This is a genomic window from Streptomyces sp. NPDC055189, assembly GCF_053606765.1.
This window is the reverse complement of sequence record NZ_JBSGSG010000008.1, coordinates 23,030-39,215: the sequence shown is the minus strand read 5'-3', so window position 1 is coordinate 39,215 and position 16,186 is coordinate 23,030. Positions and strand designations below refer to the sequence as shown.

General features: G+C 66.7%; 17 protein-coding genes and 1 pseudogene. 10 read left to right on the top strand and 8 right to left on the bottom strand.

The window, feature by feature from the left end; translation table 11 throughout:
* Positions 1 to 431 precede the first annotated feature (431 nt).
* The 3 genes from ACWFR3_RS08290 to ACWFR3_RS08280 all read left to right on the top strand — a co-directional run bounded on the left by ACWFR3_RS08290 (position 432) and on the right by ACWFR3_RS08280 (position 3,624).
* On the top strand, positions 432 to 1,781 hold the full coding sequence (locus ACWFR3_RS08290) for a hypothetical protein (protein ID WP_453733762.1): 1,350 nt from the start codon (positions 432 to 434) through the stop codon (positions 1,779 to 1,781).
* Positions 1,778 to 2,707 carry a DNA adenine methylase gene (locus ACWFR3_RS08285; protein ID WP_453733761.1) on the top strand — a complete coding sequence of 310 codons (930 nt, stop codon included), beginning with the start codon at positions 1,778 to 1,780 and terminating at the stop codon, positions 2,705 to 2,707. The genes ACWFR3_RS08290 and ACWFR3_RS08285 overlap by 4 nt, the downstream gene beginning before the upstream one ends.
* Positions 2,708 to 2,913: 206 nt before the next feature.
* A complete protein-coding gene (locus ACWFR3_RS08280; RefSeq protein WP_453733760.1) occupies positions 2,914 to 3,624 on the top strand; it encodes a RusA family crossover junction endodeoxyribonuclease in 711 nt (236 codons plus the stop codon).
* Between the two features lie 227 nt (positions 3,625 to 3,851).
* Here ACWFR3_RS08280 and ACWFR3_RS08275 read toward each other — a convergent pair whose 3' ends face one another.
* The 4 genes from ACWFR3_RS08275 to ACWFR3_RS08260 form a co-directional block, all read right to left on the bottom strand.
* Positions 3,852 to 4,133 (bottom strand): hypothetical protein, encoded by a 282-nt coding sequence (locus ACWFR3_RS08275; protein WP_453733759.1) that lies wholly within the window; start codon positions 4,131 to 4,133, stop codon positions 3,852 to 3,854.
* Complete coding sequence (locus ACWFR3_RS08270; RefSeq protein WP_453733758.1) at positions 4,130 to 4,858, bottom strand: GntR family transcriptional regulator; 729 nt, start codon at positions 4,856 to 4,858, stop codon at positions 4,130 to 4,132. The genes ACWFR3_RS08275 and ACWFR3_RS08270 overlap by 4 nt, the downstream gene beginning before the upstream one ends.
* 8 nt (positions 4,859 to 4,866) lie before the next feature.
* On the bottom strand, positions 4,867 to 5,091 hold the full coding sequence (locus ACWFR3_RS08265) for a hypothetical protein (RefSeq protein ID WP_453733757.1): 225 nt from the start codon (positions 5,089 to 5,091) through the stop codon (positions 4,867 to 4,869).
* 334 nt (positions 5,092 to 5,425) lie between these two features.
* Positions 5,426 to 5,704 carry a hypothetical protein gene (locus ACWFR3_RS08260; RefSeq protein WP_453733756.1) on the bottom strand — a complete coding sequence of 93 codons (279 nt, stop codon included), beginning with the start codon at positions 5,702 to 5,704 and terminating at the stop codon, positions 5,426 to 5,428.
* Positions 5,705 to 5,783: 79 nt separating this feature from the next.
* Between ACWFR3_RS08260 and ACWFR3_RS08255 the strand changes: the two genes are divergently transcribed.
* From ACWFR3_RS08255 to ACWFR3_RS08230, 6 genes and pseudogenes are all read left to right on the top strand, one after another.
* Entirely contained in the window at positions 5,784 to 6,539 is a 756-nt protein-coding gene (locus ACWFR3_RS08255; RefSeq protein WP_453733755.1) for a GntR family transcriptional regulator, read from the top strand.
* 153 nt (positions 6,540 to 6,692) lie between these two features.
* Positions 6,693 to 7,007 carry a hypothetical protein gene (locus ACWFR3_RS08250; RefSeq protein ID WP_453733754.1) on the top strand — a complete coding sequence of 105 codons (315 nt, stop codon included), beginning with the start codon at positions 6,693 to 6,695 and terminating at the stop codon, positions 7,005 to 7,007.
* 198 nt (positions 7,008 to 7,205) lie between these two features.
* On the top strand, positions 7,206 to 8,870 hold the full coding sequence (ettA, locus tag ACWFR3_RS08245) for an energy-dependent translational throttle protein EttA (protein WP_453733753.1): 1,665 nt from the start codon (positions 7,206 to 7,208) through the stop codon (positions 8,868 to 8,870).
* Between the two features lie 19 nt (positions 8,871 to 8,889).
* Positions 8,890 to 9,336: an acyl-CoA thioesterase gene (locus ACWFR3_RS08240; protein WP_453733752.1), complete on the top strand. Its 447-nt coding sequence runs from the start codon at positions 8,890 to 8,892 to the stop codon at positions 9,334 to 9,336.
* A complete protein-coding gene (locus ACWFR3_RS08235; protein ID WP_453733751.1) occupies positions 9,333 to 10,019 on the top strand; it encodes a hypothetical protein in 687 nt (228 codons plus the stop codon). The genes ACWFR3_RS08240 and ACWFR3_RS08235 overlap by 4 nt, the downstream gene beginning before the upstream one ends.
* A gap of 137 nt (positions 10,020 to 10,156) precedes the next feature.
* A pseudogene (locus ACWFR3_RS08230) lies at positions 10,157 to 10,323 on the top strand (ABC transporter ATP-binding protein); the annotation flags it as partial.
* Positions 10,324 to 10,410: 87 nt separating this feature from the next.
* Here the strand turns inward: ACWFR3_RS08230 and ACWFR3_RS08225 are convergent.
* The gene (locus ACWFR3_RS08225) at positions 10,411 to 10,824 is read right to left on the bottom strand and encodes a globin (RefSeq protein WP_383268040.1); all 414 of its coding nucleotides are present in this window, start codon (positions 10,822 to 10,824) and stop codon (positions 10,411 to 10,413) included.
* Between the two features lie 136 nt (positions 10,825 to 10,960).
* On the opposite strand from ACWFR3_RS08225, the gene ACWFR3_RS08220 reads away from it, so the two are divergent.
* Positions 10,961 to 11,935, top strand: coding sequence for a methyltransferase domain-containing protein (locus tag ACWFR3_RS08220; RefSeq protein WP_453733750.1), 975 nt, complete (start codon positions 10,961 to 10,963; stop codon positions 11,933 to 11,935).
* Between the two features lie 18 nt (positions 11,936 to 11,953).
* Here the strand turns inward: ACWFR3_RS08220 and ACWFR3_RS08215 are convergent, their stop codons facing one another.
* From ACWFR3_RS08215 to ACWFR3_RS08205, 3 genes are all read right to left on the bottom strand, one after another.
* A complete protein-coding gene (locus ACWFR3_RS08215) occupies positions 11,954 to 13,246 on the bottom strand; it encodes an FHA domain-containing protein (RefSeq protein ID WP_453733749.1) in 1,293 nt (430 codons plus the stop codon).
* 101 nt (positions 13,247 to 13,347) lie between these two features.
* Positions 13,348 to 14,691 (bottom strand): VWA domain-containing protein, encoded by a 1,344-nt coding sequence (locus ACWFR3_RS08210; protein ID WP_453733748.1) that lies wholly within the window; start codon positions 14,689 to 14,691, stop codon positions 13,348 to 13,350.
* A gap of 92 nt (positions 14,692 to 14,783) precedes the next feature.
* Positions 14,784 to 16,184, bottom strand: coding sequence for a PP2C family protein-serine/threonine phosphatase (locus ACWFR3_RS08205; RefSeq protein WP_453733747.1), 1,401 nt, complete (start codon positions 16,182 to 16,184; stop codon positions 14,784 to 14,786).
* Between the last annotated feature and the right edge of the window lie 2 nt (positions 16,185 to 16,186).

Genomic DNA, 16,186 nt, shown 5'->3' with positions numbered 1-16,186 from the left:
TTCATCAAGGCCCGCGCACAGCGCGGGCGCGCGCCGCCTCGACGGCGCGGCCTGCCTCCTGTCTCCGCCCCGGCTGGCCGCGCCAGGCGGCGCGCTCGCGAGCTGCGGGCATGAAGTGGGAGACACCCTCTGTGGCTGGGGCGGTCGGCTCCACGGCTTTAGGCAGCCACTTTGGGGCGAGCCTCTAAGATCATGGCCCCAACGTCGTGCTTTAACGGGCAGGTCCACAGACTGCCCGACTCGCCGGAAGCTTACGGGGCCATGATCACTCGCCCCAAAGCAGCTCCAGCCCAAAGCCGCTACGCCGACCTGGCGTTTTTAGCCAGTGGCCGAATTTGGTAGGTCTAGCAATCGAGCAGGTTCGGGAAGTATGATCAGCCACTCAAAAAATGTGATGCGCGAGCAACGGGCGGGGCGGGATTATGAGCGGCATGAAACACACAACCATGCACGTGGCGTCTCTGACCCTTGACGCCAATAATCCGCGGCATGCAAAGCAAACCGCTAGCGACGCCGAGTCGATCGCCGCACTCCTGGAGAAAGGCCCCGAAAAGCTTCTCCGGCTGGCACGAGACATAATCCAGCATGGCGTCAATCCCACTGAGCTTGCCGTTGTGCTATCGGACGGCGACCGGAACGTAGTTCTGGAGGGGAACAGGAGGGTCGCAGCATTGAAACTACTGCACGACCCAAAGCTCGCGCCAACCGAAAAGATCCGGAAGCAGTTCTCCACTGTTGCCCAAAAGGGCATCGTGCCTCGGAGGATAAACTGCGTCGTAGCCGAAAGTCGGCTGGAAGCAGAGCATTGGATTAGACTCCGACATACAGGCGAAAACGGCGGGGTCGGCGTGGTGAAGTGGAACACTACAGAATCGAGCCGTTTCGGCGGGAGAACCACTCCTACGGAGAGGGCGCGACTCTTCACTGATGCATTAAGTGATTGGCTCCCCGGTGACTCGACCCTACTGGCTAATATTCAAAAAGTCAGGGAGGCGAGAATCACCAACCTGGGAAGGATGATTGCCGACCCCGCGGTCAGGCATAGGCTGGGAATTTCTTTCGACGGAGATGTAGTTCTCTCCGCCTTTCCGAAAGAAAAGATTCAGGATGTCCTGAATAGGCTATTCGCCGACCTCGCCGGCCCGGTCTCTGTGGATCAGATCAAGTCTAAGAGACAGCGGGAGAAGTATCTTGAGCAGGTAGAAGGGCTCCTGCCCAAACTGGCTGATCGGCTCGACGAGCCGGAGGTGTATTCGAAATACTCCGGTGGTGAAGAAGTAGCCTCTGGGAAAAGCCCTGAAGACAAAGTAAAGCCCAATGGTGCGAACCCGAGAAGGAAGCGGCCTGACTTCGAGAAGCGGCTATTCCAGAGTGTTTCGCTCGGCCATGTGAGTCTCAGGTCGTCAGAGGTACTGGAGGAGGCCAAGCGGATCGGCATCGATGACATGCCCAACATTGCAGCCATCATGGTGCGTGCTGTTGTGGACATCGTTGTAACTGACGTGGCAGCACAGCTAGGTTGGGCTCGGAACCAGGATACGCTCAAGGGTAGGATCGGAGCGGTCCTACACCAGGTGGACTCTGGGAAGAGTGATCCAAGCTTGAGCGATGCCTGGCGGTTCTCGCAGCAGGAGGATGGCGCGCTTGTCTTGAAGACTCTGCATTCATTCGTCCATTCGTGGCAAAGCCACCCCCTCTCCATAGAGGTGCGGAAATTGAGCCTTGCCTACTCACCCCTGCTCCTGAAGGCTGATGAGTTGATCGAGAAGAAGAAGCGATGAGGTATATCAGCCCGCTACGTTACCCTGGCGGGAAAGCGCGTCTCGCACCATATATCTCCCATATTTTGGCGCGACAGCGCCCGCATCCTCGATCGTATGCAGAAGCATTTGCAGGGGGTGCGGGCGCAGCGCTACGTCTTCTTCTTGATGAAGAAGTCGAATCTATTTACATTAATGATCTTGACCCTGGGATTGCGGCTCTTTGGCGTTGCATTTTTTGGCATACCGACGAGCTCGCGCGGAAAGTTCTGACGGAGGAGGTGAGTATTGACGCATGGCAGTGCCATTCTGAGACATACAGGAACCCTGAGGGTAAGGGTGACTTGGAGCTAGGATTTGCTACATTTTTCTTGAATCGCTGTAATAGGTCAGGCATTTTGAGGGCGCGTCCGATTGGTGGACTTGAGCAGGATGGTAAATGGAAGATCGACGCGCGCTTCAATCGCGAAGGTCTTGTTGAGCGAATCCGCAAGCTCGGCGAATATGCGCCTAGGGTTACCCTTTCGGAGCTTGATGCGCGAGACTTCATTCGACAGCTTGAGCCTGCTAGGGATGACGTACTTTTGTACGTTGATCCACCGTATCTGGTTCAAGGAGACAGGCTGTACCTGGACTCTCTGGATCAAGATGACCATAAGCAGCTAGCGTCACTTCTTAAAGAAACCAAGCTGCGCTGGCTGCTTACGTATGACGCGGATAGGCGTGTTACGGAAGACCTCTACAAGGGGCTTCGGTGCGTTCAATTCGATATTTTCCATACTGCGCAGATACAGCGAATTGGCGCAGAGTATGCAATCTTTGGCAACGAGTTGATTTTGCCTGAAGTGACGGGCATTATCGGGCATGGCAACTTTCGATGGATGACTTCCAAGCGTAAGAGTCGTAAGAAAAGTGAATTGGTGGTTGAGGCGCCAAGCCACGCCTAAAACGTCGGACAGGAGTCGCTGCAGACAGCCCGACATGCTCCGACGTTGACTCCAAATCCGTGGACCATTTGTGGACGAGAGTCTTTTTGCGGGTTCTCTTCGGGCGCCCTGACCAGCGAGAAGACTGCAAGACGAAGCCCCTTCCGAGCAGTGTGTGCAGGTTCGAACCGCGCGTCCATGCCCAGCCGGAGGTTTACGGTCTAGGTGTGGACGAACGCACTCTCGCTGAGCTGACAAGCAGCGACGACCCCAAGACGCGCGTGGCCGGCCTGCTAGCCGCATATGAGGCAGCGACGGGCGAACATCTGCCGAAACCGCTCACGCCCGAAGACGCGGCCCGTGTCCGGTCATGGATGGTGCAGGCTAACCTCCCATCGGTGTACCTCCGCAGCTTTGCCCTGAAGGCAAATGTGCACGCCAACACGGCGAGCAAAGCGAGCTTTCTACAGCAAGCCGCCTGCAGGGTCTGCGATCTTCTCCCCCTGGCTGGTCCGGGTGCCCGTCCTAGCTACTTTCCCATCTCCGTGGCACCCTTCACCAAGCAGAACCCCACCCGCCGGAAGGAGATCCATGCACGAATCGTCGGAGAGATGAAGCAAACTTCAGACCGGCGTGCAGACCCCCGCACTTGGGGTGGTGTGTTGATCTGTGCCACAGTAGTTGCTGTGCAGGCGCTGGACCGAAGGACCATCGACGCGGACAATGCCGCAAAGGCAATTCTGGACACCCTTCAAGGCACCGTGATCGTAAATGACAATGCCATCCAGCATGTTTCTGCATTCCGCATGAAGGCACCGGGCACCAAGGGCTACTACCTCATTGGCTTGCGCCCCGTTTACCCCTTAGAAGCGGACATCATCGCCCTCTCTTCCCACGCGAAGGACGTCAGTCCGCTCATGAGGCTGCGGGACGGGTGATGAGGTCACTGGCCGCGGCCAATCTCGTCAGATCGTTCCCAAGTCTGTCGAATGCGTGTCGAAGTCGCCGAGAATCCTGCCCCGGCATGACGTGCCTCCATTGAATTACGCAGGCGCCTTCCAAGCACTTGGCTCTCAGGGCAGAGATGCCGATCTAGGAGCCTGATTGCCGTGATGGCGGGTGTTGGGCGACGGAGGCGGACTCTGGACTCGTGGGAGTAGGACACTCACCGCTGCGAGGTGCTGCGGCTGATTGCCACGCGGAGCGCATTCCGGAGGGCTCCCTGTAGGTCCGTCACCAGGAGGCGCAGTCGATCTGGCTCGACGTCCTCGCCGTCCAATACTTCCTGTGACTGCTCCAACAGCTCCGCTGCCATCCCGAGGTGTACCGCCTCGATGTTGTCGGCCAGACGGGACATGTGGCCCCCGCTGTCATTAGTGCTGAGGTAGCAGGGCTTGCCGTCTGGCCCTGACCAGGGGAGCAGTCGCAACTCGTCTCGGGAGGTCACTTTTCCGTCCGTCCTTCGTCGATTGCGTGGCTGGTCATGAAGATGGCGTCGGCGCGGTCCCCTGGGAGAACCAGGAGCGCGGCCTCGACCACGCGCCCGGTGATGTCGGCCGTCACGCGCGTGATCGCGAGAACCGCCAAGGCGGAACTGATTCGAAGGGTGGAGGCTTCGTCTCGCGTTGGGAGGCGAGCGCTGACTGTCTCCCGGACCTCGGCCGATGCTGGGAGTGGAAAGAATCTCGCCGCTGCTCCCTCGTGCACGAGCGGCTCGTTGGGCGTGGTGGCCGGCGCCAGGTCGCGGGGGACGTAAATGCGAGCCAGGCTGTTGGGCGACTTCGCCTCGTAGCTCAGGCAGAGATACTCCGTGAGAGGGCTCCCTGTCGACACGCGCAAGAGAGCTGTCAGATGGCCGCGTGCCCGGATCTTGTTAGAGCGGACCGTGATGCGCAGCGCTTCGTCAGCCTCGAGCTGCGGAGGTTGCGTGCCGTAGCCGCCGACGTAGGTGATCTTTCGCAGGGAGCGGTGAACGAAATTTCCCTTGCCGTGGATCTTGTCGACTAGGCCCTCTGCTTGCAGCACTGCGAGAGCACTCCGCAACGTTGCTGTACTGACTTCGTATTGGGCGGCTAGTTGAGCCTCGGAGGGGAGGCGTTCGCCGGGCTTGAGCCGACCAGTCGTGATCTGGTCGCGGAGGTCGTTCGCGATGCAGTGACGGCGAGAGAGCATCGACCGGGTCACCTCTCTCTCGTCGTCCGAAGTGCGACGAGGCGGCTCTGCGGGTTGATAGTCAGCAGGTCGCCCGAGTCGAATACGAGTTGTTTGCAGCCCTGGGGCAGCTGAATGAGGTCTGTCACCCGGGATGGTTGGCCGCCGATCTGGATGACGTCACCGCACTGCACGCTGGCCGCGCTGATCACGACCGTGTAGACCTGCGCGCCGCCTGGCGCCGATCCCTTCACCGCGGTGCCTCCACGGGTGCTGGCTGGTTGGCCGTCGCGTGGCAGGGGCAAGCGCACGCCTCGTAGACCACGGGAACGTCGATTGGTGCTGTGGCGGGGGAGGACTCCGCGCACGCGTGGTGAGTACCGATTCGGCACGCGCTCGACCGGTAGGGGACGGCCTGGGTGTGCGTGATGGGGCGCCGTGGGGTGGGTGGCATCAGCAGGCTCCTGTCCGGGCGTACCAGCTGGCCGCAAGCACGGGGCGACGTTCGTCTGTCGAGTGCTGTCGTGGGCGCTTCTTGTAGACCCTTAAAGGGGCGCGCTCGGTACGGATGGACACGTTGTTCAGCTCCTATCGCTGATCGCTCGGTCCGCCGACATCGCCCGGCGTCGGGACCGCTTTGCGTACGACCGCCCAGAGGGTGCGGCTGTTCAAGCTGGTGGCGAGTAGTCCGAATCGGTCGGCCATCGCCACCGCTTCCAAGGCCTCCCGCCATGACTCGGCGGAGAGCGATTCCGGCACCTCCGCTTCGATCGACGTATCTCGGTCGTGCTCCTCCGTGCGCGTGGTGAGCCCGAGGGCCGATAACCGGGATGCGATGGCCTCCGCGCTCGCTTTTGGAGCAGGCACAGGGGCAGCCTCCGTCACCGGCGATCACTTTGAGTTAAGCTAGTTAACTAGATTAGAGCTAGTGGACTAGATTTTCCATATGCCTGAGCAGCCTCCTTATCTCCGGATCGCCGACGAACTGAGGCGGCGCATCTCGGAGCACGTGTGGACGCCCGGTGATCGGCTCCCTTCCCGCGCCCAGATCGCACAGGAGTGCGGCGTGGGCGAGAACGTGGTGCGCCGGGCCCAGGAACTGCTGATCTCTCAGGGAGTGCTGGAGGGGCGTGCCGGTTCTGGCACCTATGTCGCCGAGCCCCGGCAGCGTGTGCGGATTGTTCGTTCGGCCGCGCGCGAGCAGCCGCAGGTCTCTCCGTTTCGCTCGGACATGAAGGCCGAGGGGAGGCAGGGGGACTGGGAGAGCCGGACCGATGCCAAGGTTCCAGCGCCGGCCGAGGTCGCCGGGCGGCTCGGGATCGCCGAGGGCGATCTGTGCGTTCGTACCGCCTACGAGTTCCTCGCTGACGGTAAGCCGGTTCAGCTGTCGACCAGTTGGGAGCCGTACGAGCTCACCGGCGGCACTCTCGTCGTCCTTCCAGAGGGAGGCCCGCACGCTGGCGCGGGTGTAGTGAACCGGATGGCCGAGATCGGCATCACCGTCAGCCACGCCGTGGAGCAGCCGGAGCCGCGGCAGGCGACCGCCGAGGAGGCATCACTCCTGGGTATACAGAAGGCGGCGCTGGTCACTCACATTCGCCGGACCTATTACAGCGACGAGGGGCAGCCCGTGGAGACGGCGGACATCGTGGTGCCTGTCGCTCTCTGCGAGATCGTCTACGAAGTTCCGATCAGTCGATAGTGGGGTTCGCGTGCCGGTTCCCCTGAGGTGCGGGGGATAGGTCATCAGGCGGGTGCATGCGCGACTGCGGGAGCTACTCGCAAGGCGGCCGAGATCCGCAAGCTGAGCGCTTCCGTCTGTACGTCCCATTCGTCGCACTGCCATGATCGCCTCGTGACCGAGTACAAGTGGCCAGAGGAACCCGAAGCGCCGTCCCCCGAGGAAATCCGGCAAAGCTGGTCGATGACCGTCGAGGCGCTGCCTGTTGGGACCCCTGTCACTGGGCGAGTCATCGGGCGCCAGCCGTTCGGCGTCTTCATCCGTATCGAGGGTGTGCCCGGCGCCCTGGGGCTGGCCGAGATTCCGTTCATGCCGCCGGGGTGGGAGCTTCCCGCGCTGGGGGCCGCCGTGGCCGGTGAGGTCGTCTGGCTCGAAAGCCGGAACGGCCAAGTGAAGATCAAGTTGGATGAGTGGAAGGATCAGCGCTGATCGTGTGCCGGGCCGTCTCTGGGCCGTCCGAGGTGGCTCGACGACGACCGATGTCGACAGGTAGTGACGGGGTAATCACCGTCGTGGGTGGGGAACGTCCAGGTCACGGGCCCCCGACCATACTGGTTTCCCCCGGTAGGTAGCCGTCAGGCAAGATGGGGTGTATCTGCCCACTCACTGATTGCCGGACGGTTTCTCTTGGCTGAGTACATCTACACCATGCGCAAGACGCGCAAGGCGCACGGCGACAAGGTGATTCTTGATGACGTCACCCTGAGCTTCCTGCCTGGCGCCAAGATCGGTGTCGTGGGCCCCAACGGCGCCGGTAAGTCCACGGTGCTGAAGATCATGGCCGGTCTCGAGCAGCCGTCGAACGGCGACGCGTTCCTCACGCCCGGGTTCAGCGTCGGCATCCTCATGCAGGAGCCGAAGCTCGACGAGTCGAAGACCGTCCTCGAGAACGTCCAGGACGGCGCCGCCGAGACCATGGGCAAGCTCAAGCGCTTCAACGAGGTCGCCGAGCTCATGGCGACGGACTACTCCGACGCGCTAATGGACGAGATGGGCAAACTCCAGGAGGACCTGGACCACGCCAACGCGTGGGACCTCGACGCCCAGCTCGAGCAGGCCATGGACGCCCTCGGCTGCCCGCCCGGCGACTGGCCCGTCACCACCCTCTCCGGTGGCGAGAAGCGCCGCGTCGCGCTCTGCAAGCTCCTCATCGAGGCGCCCGACCTGCTCCTCCTCGACGAGCCCACCAACCACCTCGACGCCGAGTCGGTGAACTGGCTGGAGCAGCACCTCGCGCAGTACGCGGGTTGCGTCATCGCCGTCACCCACGACCGGTACTTCCTGGACAACGTCGCCCAGTGGATCCTCGAGCTCGACCGCGGTCGCGCCATCGCCTATGAGGGCAACTACTCCACCTACCTGGAGAAGAAGCAGACCCGCCTCAAGGTCGAGGGCCGCAAGGACGAGAAGCGTGCCAAGCGGCTCAAGGAAGAGCTTGAGTGGGTGCGGTCCAACGCCAAGGGGCGTCAGGCCAAGTCCAAGGCGCGCCTCGCCCGTTACGAGGAAATGGCCGCCGAGGCGGACAAGATGCGGAAGCTGGACTTCGAGGAGATCCAGATTCCGCCGGGCCCGCGGCTCGGTTCCATCGTCGTCGAGGTCGAGAATCTGTCGAAGGCCTTCGGCGACAAGGTGCTCGTCGATGACCTGAGCTTCTCGCTGCCCCGCAACGGCATCGTCGGCATCATCGGCCCGAACGGCGCGGGCAAGACCACGCTGTTCAAGATGATCCAGGGCCTTGAGCAGCCGGACTCCGGCAGCATCAAGGTCGGCGACACGGTCAAGGTCAGCTACGTCGACCAGGGTCGCGCCAACATCGACCCGAAGAAGACGCTGTGGGCCGTCGTGAGCGACGAGCTCGACTACATCAACGTCGGGCAGGTGGAAATGCCCTCGCGGGCGTACGTCTCCGCCTTCGGCTTCAAGGGCCCGGACCAGCAGAAGCCCGCCGGCGTGCTCTCCGGTGGTGAGCGCAACCGCCTCAACCTGGCGCTGACCCTCAAGGAGGGCGGCAACCTGCTCCTCCTCGACGAGCCCACCAACGACCTCGACGTCGAGACCCTCTCCTCGCTCGAGAACGCGCTCCTGGAGTTCCCGGGTGCCGCCGTCGTGATCTCCCACGACCGGTGGTTCCTGGACCGAGTGGCCACGCACATCCTGGCCTACGAGGGCGAGTCCAACTGGTACTGGTTCGAGGGCAACTTCGAGTCGTACGAGAAGAACAAGATCGAGCGCCTTGGTGCCGATGCGGCCCGTCCGCACCGTGCCACCTACAAGAAGCTCACCCGAGGCTGAGACCGGAACTGAGACTGACATGAGTCGGCATATCTACAGCTGCCCCCTCCGGTGGTCGGACATGGATGCCTTCGGGCACGTCAACAACGTCGTCTTCCTGCGGTACTTGGAAGAGGCGCGGATCGACTTCATGTTCCGGCTCGCACCGGGGGACGGCAGCCCGTCGTTCTCGGGCGGGTCCGTCGTGGCCCGCCATGAGATCGACTACGTACGGCCGTTGGTCCACCGGCACGCGCCGGTGACCATCGAGTCGTGGGTGACGAAGATAAGCGCTGCCTCGCTCACCATCTCGTACGAGGTCAAGGACCCCGAGCAGGTGTACGTGCGGGCCACGACGGTCGTCGTCCCGTTCAACCTGGAGGCGCAGCGCCCGCGGCGGATCACCGCCGACGAGAAGGCGATGCTCCTGACCTACATGGACGACGACGGCGATGTCGCCGGAAGCTCGGAGGCGCTCGTCGCATGACGGCGCAGCTGCACTTCGCCGACGCCGGGGAGGCGGGAGATCTCGCCGCCTTCCTGGCGCGCCTTGTCCACTACGACAAGGCTGCCGCGGTCCGGCTGCAGGCGGCGGGCGACACGCTCGCCGTCTTCGGCCGGCCGCCGTCGTTCGAAGTGCTCGCCATCCGTACGGCCCGGCTCGCGAAGCCGTACGAGTACGGTCTCGACTCCTCGCTCGACGTCACCGTCTCCGCCGGTGAACTCCTCGAATCCGTGGGGGAGTCGGCGGAGTCCGCCGAGGCCGCCGGGCTTGCCTTCGTACCGCAGGCCGTCACCGGGCCGCCGTGGGCCGGCGTCCTTCCGCCGCGCGGCGGCTGGCAGCCGGAGACGGGGCTTCCGCCGGTGGACTCGGTGCGGGGTCTCGTGGCGGCCGCCGTCGCCGAGTTCAAGGCGCGGGTCGAGGAGTTGCCGCAGGAGCGGCGGATCCGGGCCGAGCTCGACGGGCTCGGCCGGGAGATCTGGTCCCGGACCATCGGGGACACGGGGCTTCCCGTGCGGGCCGCGCATGCCGCGCAGGCTCTCGGGTTCCTGCGGGGCGACTCGCTGGACCTGCTGTCGTCAGGGGCGTGGCTGCGGCTGCGTACGAACTACGGGTCCATCGCCGTGCGCCGTGCGGGCGTCGGAGGGCTTACCGTCACCCCTGCCTGAGCAGCCCTTACGCGAGCACCCTTGTGTGAGCAGCCCTTAGCGCCCGCCCCTGCCTGAGCAGCCCTTCCGCGCACCCTTGCCTGAGCAGCCTCAGGGGCGCGACGCGCGTGCTCAGCTCTCCTCGTCCGGCCGCACCGGAGATGACCGCGTCCACGGGCCAGGAGTCCGTCACTTCCCGCGAGTACGCGCTGCTGGACCGCGCGTGCCGCCTCCAGCTGTCCGCCGAGTACACGGCGGACAGCTGGACATGCGGGACAGGGGGGCGCTTGAGCTGGAGAGGGACCACATCGGGGCCTGTACGGATGCTTTCAGAGCGCAGGCAGTTCGGGAAGGGCAACGGGTAGAGCGGGACGGGGAGCGGGACGGGGGACGGAGGCGGCGGGGAGAGCCGTCAGCCCTCGGTGTTGACCATGGACGCCGCCGCGTACGTCAGGTAGTTCCACAGCGTCCGCTCGTGCTCCTCGGAGAGCTTCAGCTCCTCGACGGCGGCCCGCATGTGCTTCAGCCACGCGTCGTGCGCGGCCCTGTCGACGGTGAACGGGGCGTGGCGCATCCGCAGCCGGGGGTGGCCGCGGTTGTCGCTGTACGTGCGTGGGCCGCCCCAGTACTGCATGAGGAACAGCGCCAGGCGCTCCTCGGCCGGGCCCAGATCCTCCTCGGGGTACATCGGTCGCAGCAGCGGGTCCTCCGCGACCCCCTGGTAGAAGTGGTGCACCAGGCGCCTGAAGGTCTCCTCGCCGCCGACCTGTTCGTAGAAGGTCTGCTCCTGAAGCGTGCCGCGCGGGATCTCTATCACACCGTCCATGGTCTCAGACGGTGCGGCCGAGGACGGAAGACTTAGGACCGTCGGCTTTCGGACCGGGCCCCGGCGGGACCGATCTCCTCCGGATCGGTACGTCCTGCCGCTCGCATCGCGGCCCATACCGCAGCACAGTGGCTATATGGGACCCACAGTCGACCCCCTTGACGCCGCGGAGGCCGGATCCGCCCTGGTCCGCGAGATCGAGGCCGGCGGCGCCCTGTCGCGGGACCCCGGGCTGCGTGCCGCGTTCGAACAGGTCCCGCGCCATCTGTTCGTGCCGTACTACTACGTCACGTCGTCGGGCGGCGGGCACGAACGGCTGTGGGGCGAGGACCCCGACCCCGCGCGCCGGGCACGCTGGCTGCACGGCGCCTACGCGGACGTCCCGCTCGCCACCCGCGTACGGGACGGAGAGCTGCTCTCGTCCAGCAGCCAGCCCTCCCTGATGGCGAAGATGCTGGACGAGCTGGATCTGCGCGACGGGGACTGCGACGTACTGGAGATCGGCGCGGGCACCGGCTACAACGCGGCCCTGCTCTCGCACCGGGTCGGCGAGGCGCACGTCACCACCGTGGACCTCGACCCGGAGATCACCGAGTCGGCGCGGCGGCATCTCACGGCCGCCGGCTACCACCCCGCCGTCGTCACCGGGGACGGCGCCGCGGGGTGCCCCGAGCACGCCCCGTACGACCGGATCATCGCGACCTGCACCCTGAACTCGGTGCCGCGCCCCTGGCTGGCCCAGTGCCGTCCGGGCGCCCGCATCCTCGCCCCGCTGGCCTTCGGTCTGATCGCGCTCACGGTGCGGGACGCCGAGCACGCCGAGGGCCGCTTCCTGCACACCCCCGCGTACTTCGTGCCGCTGCGGGGCGGCAGCAGAAGGGGCCCGCACGAGCAGCACCTCGGGGGGCTGCCGCGCAAGGCCCTGCAGAACGACCTCTTCCGCTTCCTTCTGGAGCTGACCGCGGGCACCCTCGACCCCTACGAGGCCCTCGCCCTGTGGCAGCGCGAGGACCGGCCGGTGCGCGAGCGCTACGGGGTCACCGTCAGGGGGCCGCACGAGTGGGCCTGGCTGGACGACCCCGAAGGGCCGTACGCCTGGCCGCTCGCCTGAACCCGCGTCGGGCGATCCTCAGCTGTGCCGGATGGTGATCGTCGTCCAGGCGCCCACGTGCACCCGGTCGCCGTCCTGGAGCGGCACGGGGACGAACGGCTGGATGGGCTCCTCGCCGTTGTTGACCGTGGTGCCGTTCGTGGAGTTCTGGTCGACGACCGCCCAGGTGCCGTCCGGCTGCTGGACCAGGACCGCGTGCTGGTGCGACACGCCCGGGTCCTCCGGCGGCACCGACAGGTCGATGTCCGGGGTGTCACCGGTGGAGTGCCTGCGGCGGCCGATGGTGATCTGGTTGCCGGCCAGCGGGCGCTGCTGCTCGGGCGAGTACGCGGGCAGGTTCAGGCCCGACGCCTCGGGGCCGCTGCGGTGCATCATCGCCATGAAGTACTCACGGTCCGGGCCGATCGTCGCCGACCAGGAGACCGTGCCGGTGCCGGGCCCTGGCACCGCCTGGAAGCCCGGAGGGCCCTGCGGCGCCTGCGTCTGCTGAGGCTGCTGCCCCTGCGGCTGACCCCACTCGCCCTGCTCGGGAGCCTGCGGGGCGCCGGGCCCCGGAGCGCCGGAGGGAGCCGACGACGAGGGCGGCGAAAGCACCCAGTCGTCGCCACCGCCACCGAAGGACGGGCCGCCGGGAGGACCGCCGGGACCGGGCTGCTGCGGAGGCGGCGGAGTGCCCGTCTCCTGGGGGAACGCGGGCGGCGCCGGCGGACCCTGCTGCTGGAACGCCTGCGGGGGCCGGCCCTGCTGGTCACCGCCGCCGTAGGGCGGCGGGGGCGCCTCGCCGTTGTACGGCGGGGGCACCTGACCGGACGGGTTGCCGTTGCCGCCGTTGCCGAACGGCGGGATCGGCTCGGCGGGCCGGTTCATCTGCGAGGGCCGCGAGCCCTGGTACCCGAACGGGTCCTGACCCGGCTGGGTGCCCTGGGGCGGCTGGGGCTGCTGGAACTGCTGCGCCGGGCTCGGCGCGGGCGGGTGCGGGGCGGCCGGGGTGTACGAGGTCGCCGTGTTCGTCAGGAAGTTCCAGCGGCATTCCTCGCAGAACGGCGCGTTCGCCTCGCGGGGCGTGCGGCACTGCGGGCACAGCTGGGCCTCGGCGGGCTGGTCCGGCACGGCCGACAGGTGCGGGCGGCCGGGTGCGGGCGGCGGGTAGCCGTATCCGGGGTTCTGGCCGGGTCCCGGCGGCGGGTAGCCGTAGCCGGGAGCGGCCGGTGGCGGCGGCGGGGGCGGCGGTACGGCACCGGCCATGCGGTGACCGCAGACCTCGCACCAGTCGTCGGAACCCGACTGGTGTCCGTTCGGGCAGGTCGGCATGTCGGCGCTTCCCCCTCTCCTTCTCCGGCCCTGGGGCCGTAGGTGCTGCTGTGGAGCCACCGAGTGGAGCCACGGATGAGTACTGATGAGTATGGGCAGTGCTACTTCTTCACGCGAACGGTCTTCGTGGACCGGGTCTCGAGAGTCATCTCGTCGGCCTCGGCAACCCTCGCCTTCAATCGAACAGTACCTGCCACGGCATCGACCACGTCGACCACCTTCGAAAGCAGCTTCGCGGTGTCCTCGTTGCCCGAGGCGCTCGCGAGCTGAACGGCACGGCCCAGTTTGGCCGTTGCTCCGTCCATATCGCCCGACTTGCGTGCGTCGAGGCCCTGCTGGATCACCTGGGCCAGTTCCGCCTGCCCCGTGTAGTGCGCCACCTGCGGGTTGATCGAGGTGGAAGCGGCCATGTCGTCCGTCCACACGGCCCGCACCAGGCCCTGTGAGAGCGTCTGGGCGCTGCCGTCCGACTGCGGCACGATCAGCGAGACGCGGGCCGCGAGCATCTCCTGGCCGAGCTCGGCGTTCGGCACCTCGACACAGATGTGGTAGTCGCGGGACTCGTCGCCCCAGGAACCGGTGGGATAGTCGCCCGCGCGCGGCCCCGCCTCCGTACGGCGGTCGGTCAACTCCTCGACCGTGGGCGCCACTTGCTTGACGAACTTGATCTCCGCGCCCATCGGCGTCCAGACCCGCAGGCTGACGTCGGCGACCTCCTTGCCCATCGCCGCCTCCATCATCTGCGTGAAGTCGGCGGCAAGGCCCGCGGGGTCGGCGACGATATCGGCGGTGCCGAGCAGGGCGGAGGCGATGCCGGTGACCTCCTTGACCTCCCAGTCGGTGCCGACACCGCGGGCGTCGCAGGTGAAGCGGCCCGCGCTGGCGTCGAGAGAGGCCTGCAGGTCCTCGGGCGACTCGTGTTCGTTGCGGCCGTCCGTGAGCACGATTCCGTGCCGGATCGAGACGTCGGCCGAGGAGAGCAGCCGGTCGGCCAGGCGCAGCCAGGTGCCGATCGCCGTGCCGCCGCCCGCGCTGAGCTTGCGCAGGGCCTGCTTGGCCTGCCCGCGGGTCTGCGCGTCCGCGACCGCGAGGCGGCCGTTGCCCGGATAGACCTCCTTGGCGACATGGGTGCCGCCGATCACCGCGAAGTGGACTCCGTCACGTACGGCGTCGATCGCGGCGGACGTGGCCTCGCGGGCGCCGCGCATCTTGGTGGGCGGATAGTCCATCGATCCTGAGCAGTCGACCATGATCGCGACGGCCGCGTCCGGGGTCTGCCCCGCCGAGTAGAGATGCGGGGCGCTGACCGCTGACCCCACCGTGCCGCCGCCGGTCGAGGTGACCGTGGCGATCGCGTTGACCTCGCGGCCGCCTTCCGGGAGGTACTCGTTCTGGTACACGTCGACCGAGAACTGCGGCACGTTCGATTTCGAGAAATTGGCCATGAAATTTTGCTCCCCCTAAATGTTCCCACCGGCTTCCCCAAGCCGGTGGGTGACACGTGCGCGTGTTCGACCCCCGTCGCGGGGGCCTTCCACTAGGCGGATCCTGCCCCTTGCGGCACGAGACGGAACGGCAGAATCGCCACTGTTACGTTGTCGTGGCCCCCGCCGTCCAGTGCGTGACCGACCAGGACCTGGGCGCTGTGCAGCGGGCGCAGGGCGGCATCGGCGGGCACGGCGCGTGCCATCTCCTCCACCGATTCCGCGTAGTTCCAGAGCCCGTCCGTGCATACCACCACTACACCTGCACGGTCCGGCTTGAAGGAAGCGGTGTGCGGCTCCAGTTCGTACGCGTCGGCGCCGAGCCAGCCCGTGATGGCGTGGGCGCGCTCGTCGGCGTACGCCTCCGCCTCGTTCATCAGACCCGCGGCCACCATCTGCGCGGCCCACGAGTCGTCCTCGGTGAGCCGTACGGTCGGGCCGCTGCGGTCGTCCGGCACCCAGTAGGCACGGCTGTCGCCGACCCAGCCGACGACCAGGAGGCCACCGGCGACGATCGAGCCGACCAGGGTGCACGCGGGCGCGTTCTGGTGCGGGGAGTGCTCCCTGGCGTGCGTGGGCTCCGCGGCGAGGGCGTTGACGGCGTCGGCCGCCGAGAGGATCGCGTCGTGCATGGCCTGCTGCGGGTGCGTGCCCCGCGGCAGGGCGTCCAGGAGCGACTCGTTGGCCGCGCGTGACGCGGCGAGCGAGGCCTCGTCGGGGCGGGTCGCGGACGAGACACCGTCGCAGACGATCGCGACGACGGCGGGGGAACCGTCCGGCAGAGCGGCCGACGAGATCGCGAACGCGTCTTCGTTGCGGTGGTGGCGCAGACCGCGGTCGCTGACCGCGGCGACGGCGTCGAGCTCCTGCTCCATGTGGTCGCGCTCGCGGGGCTGGGCGTGCCCGCAGTTCTCGCAGTAGCCGTCGGGGTCGACGCGGCCCGAACGGCACGCCACGCAGAGCTTGGTGCCCGCGGGCGGCGTCGGGTCGGACAAGGCCGCCCGGGGATCGGCGGGCTCGGGTTCCGTGCGGGGGCCGGGGGCGGGCAACGCGTACTCGTCCGGCTCGGCGGGGCGCTCCGCGGGCCGCTCGAAGGGGGCGTCGGTGCGCACGTCCCGTGCCTCTCCCGCGTTCGGGGAGAGTTCGCCGCCCGCCGAGTCCGTGCCCGGCAGGTCGGTGGGCAGGTGCGCGGGCACCGGCATGTCGGAGCTGTCCGCGTCCGGGGCGATCGGCCACTGCGACGACGCGCCGGACGGCGGCGCGGACGGCGGCGCGGGCTGTGGCGCCGGCGACGAGCCGTTCATCACGACGGTGGGGCGGTCGTCCGACGCGGCCGGCTGCGCCGACAGGTCGTACCCGCACGCCCCGCAGAACAGGTCACCCGCTTCCAGCGGCTCTTCGCAGCCGGGGCACGTGGAACCCGCCCCGGCAGTCTGCTGGTGCATCTGCGACATCT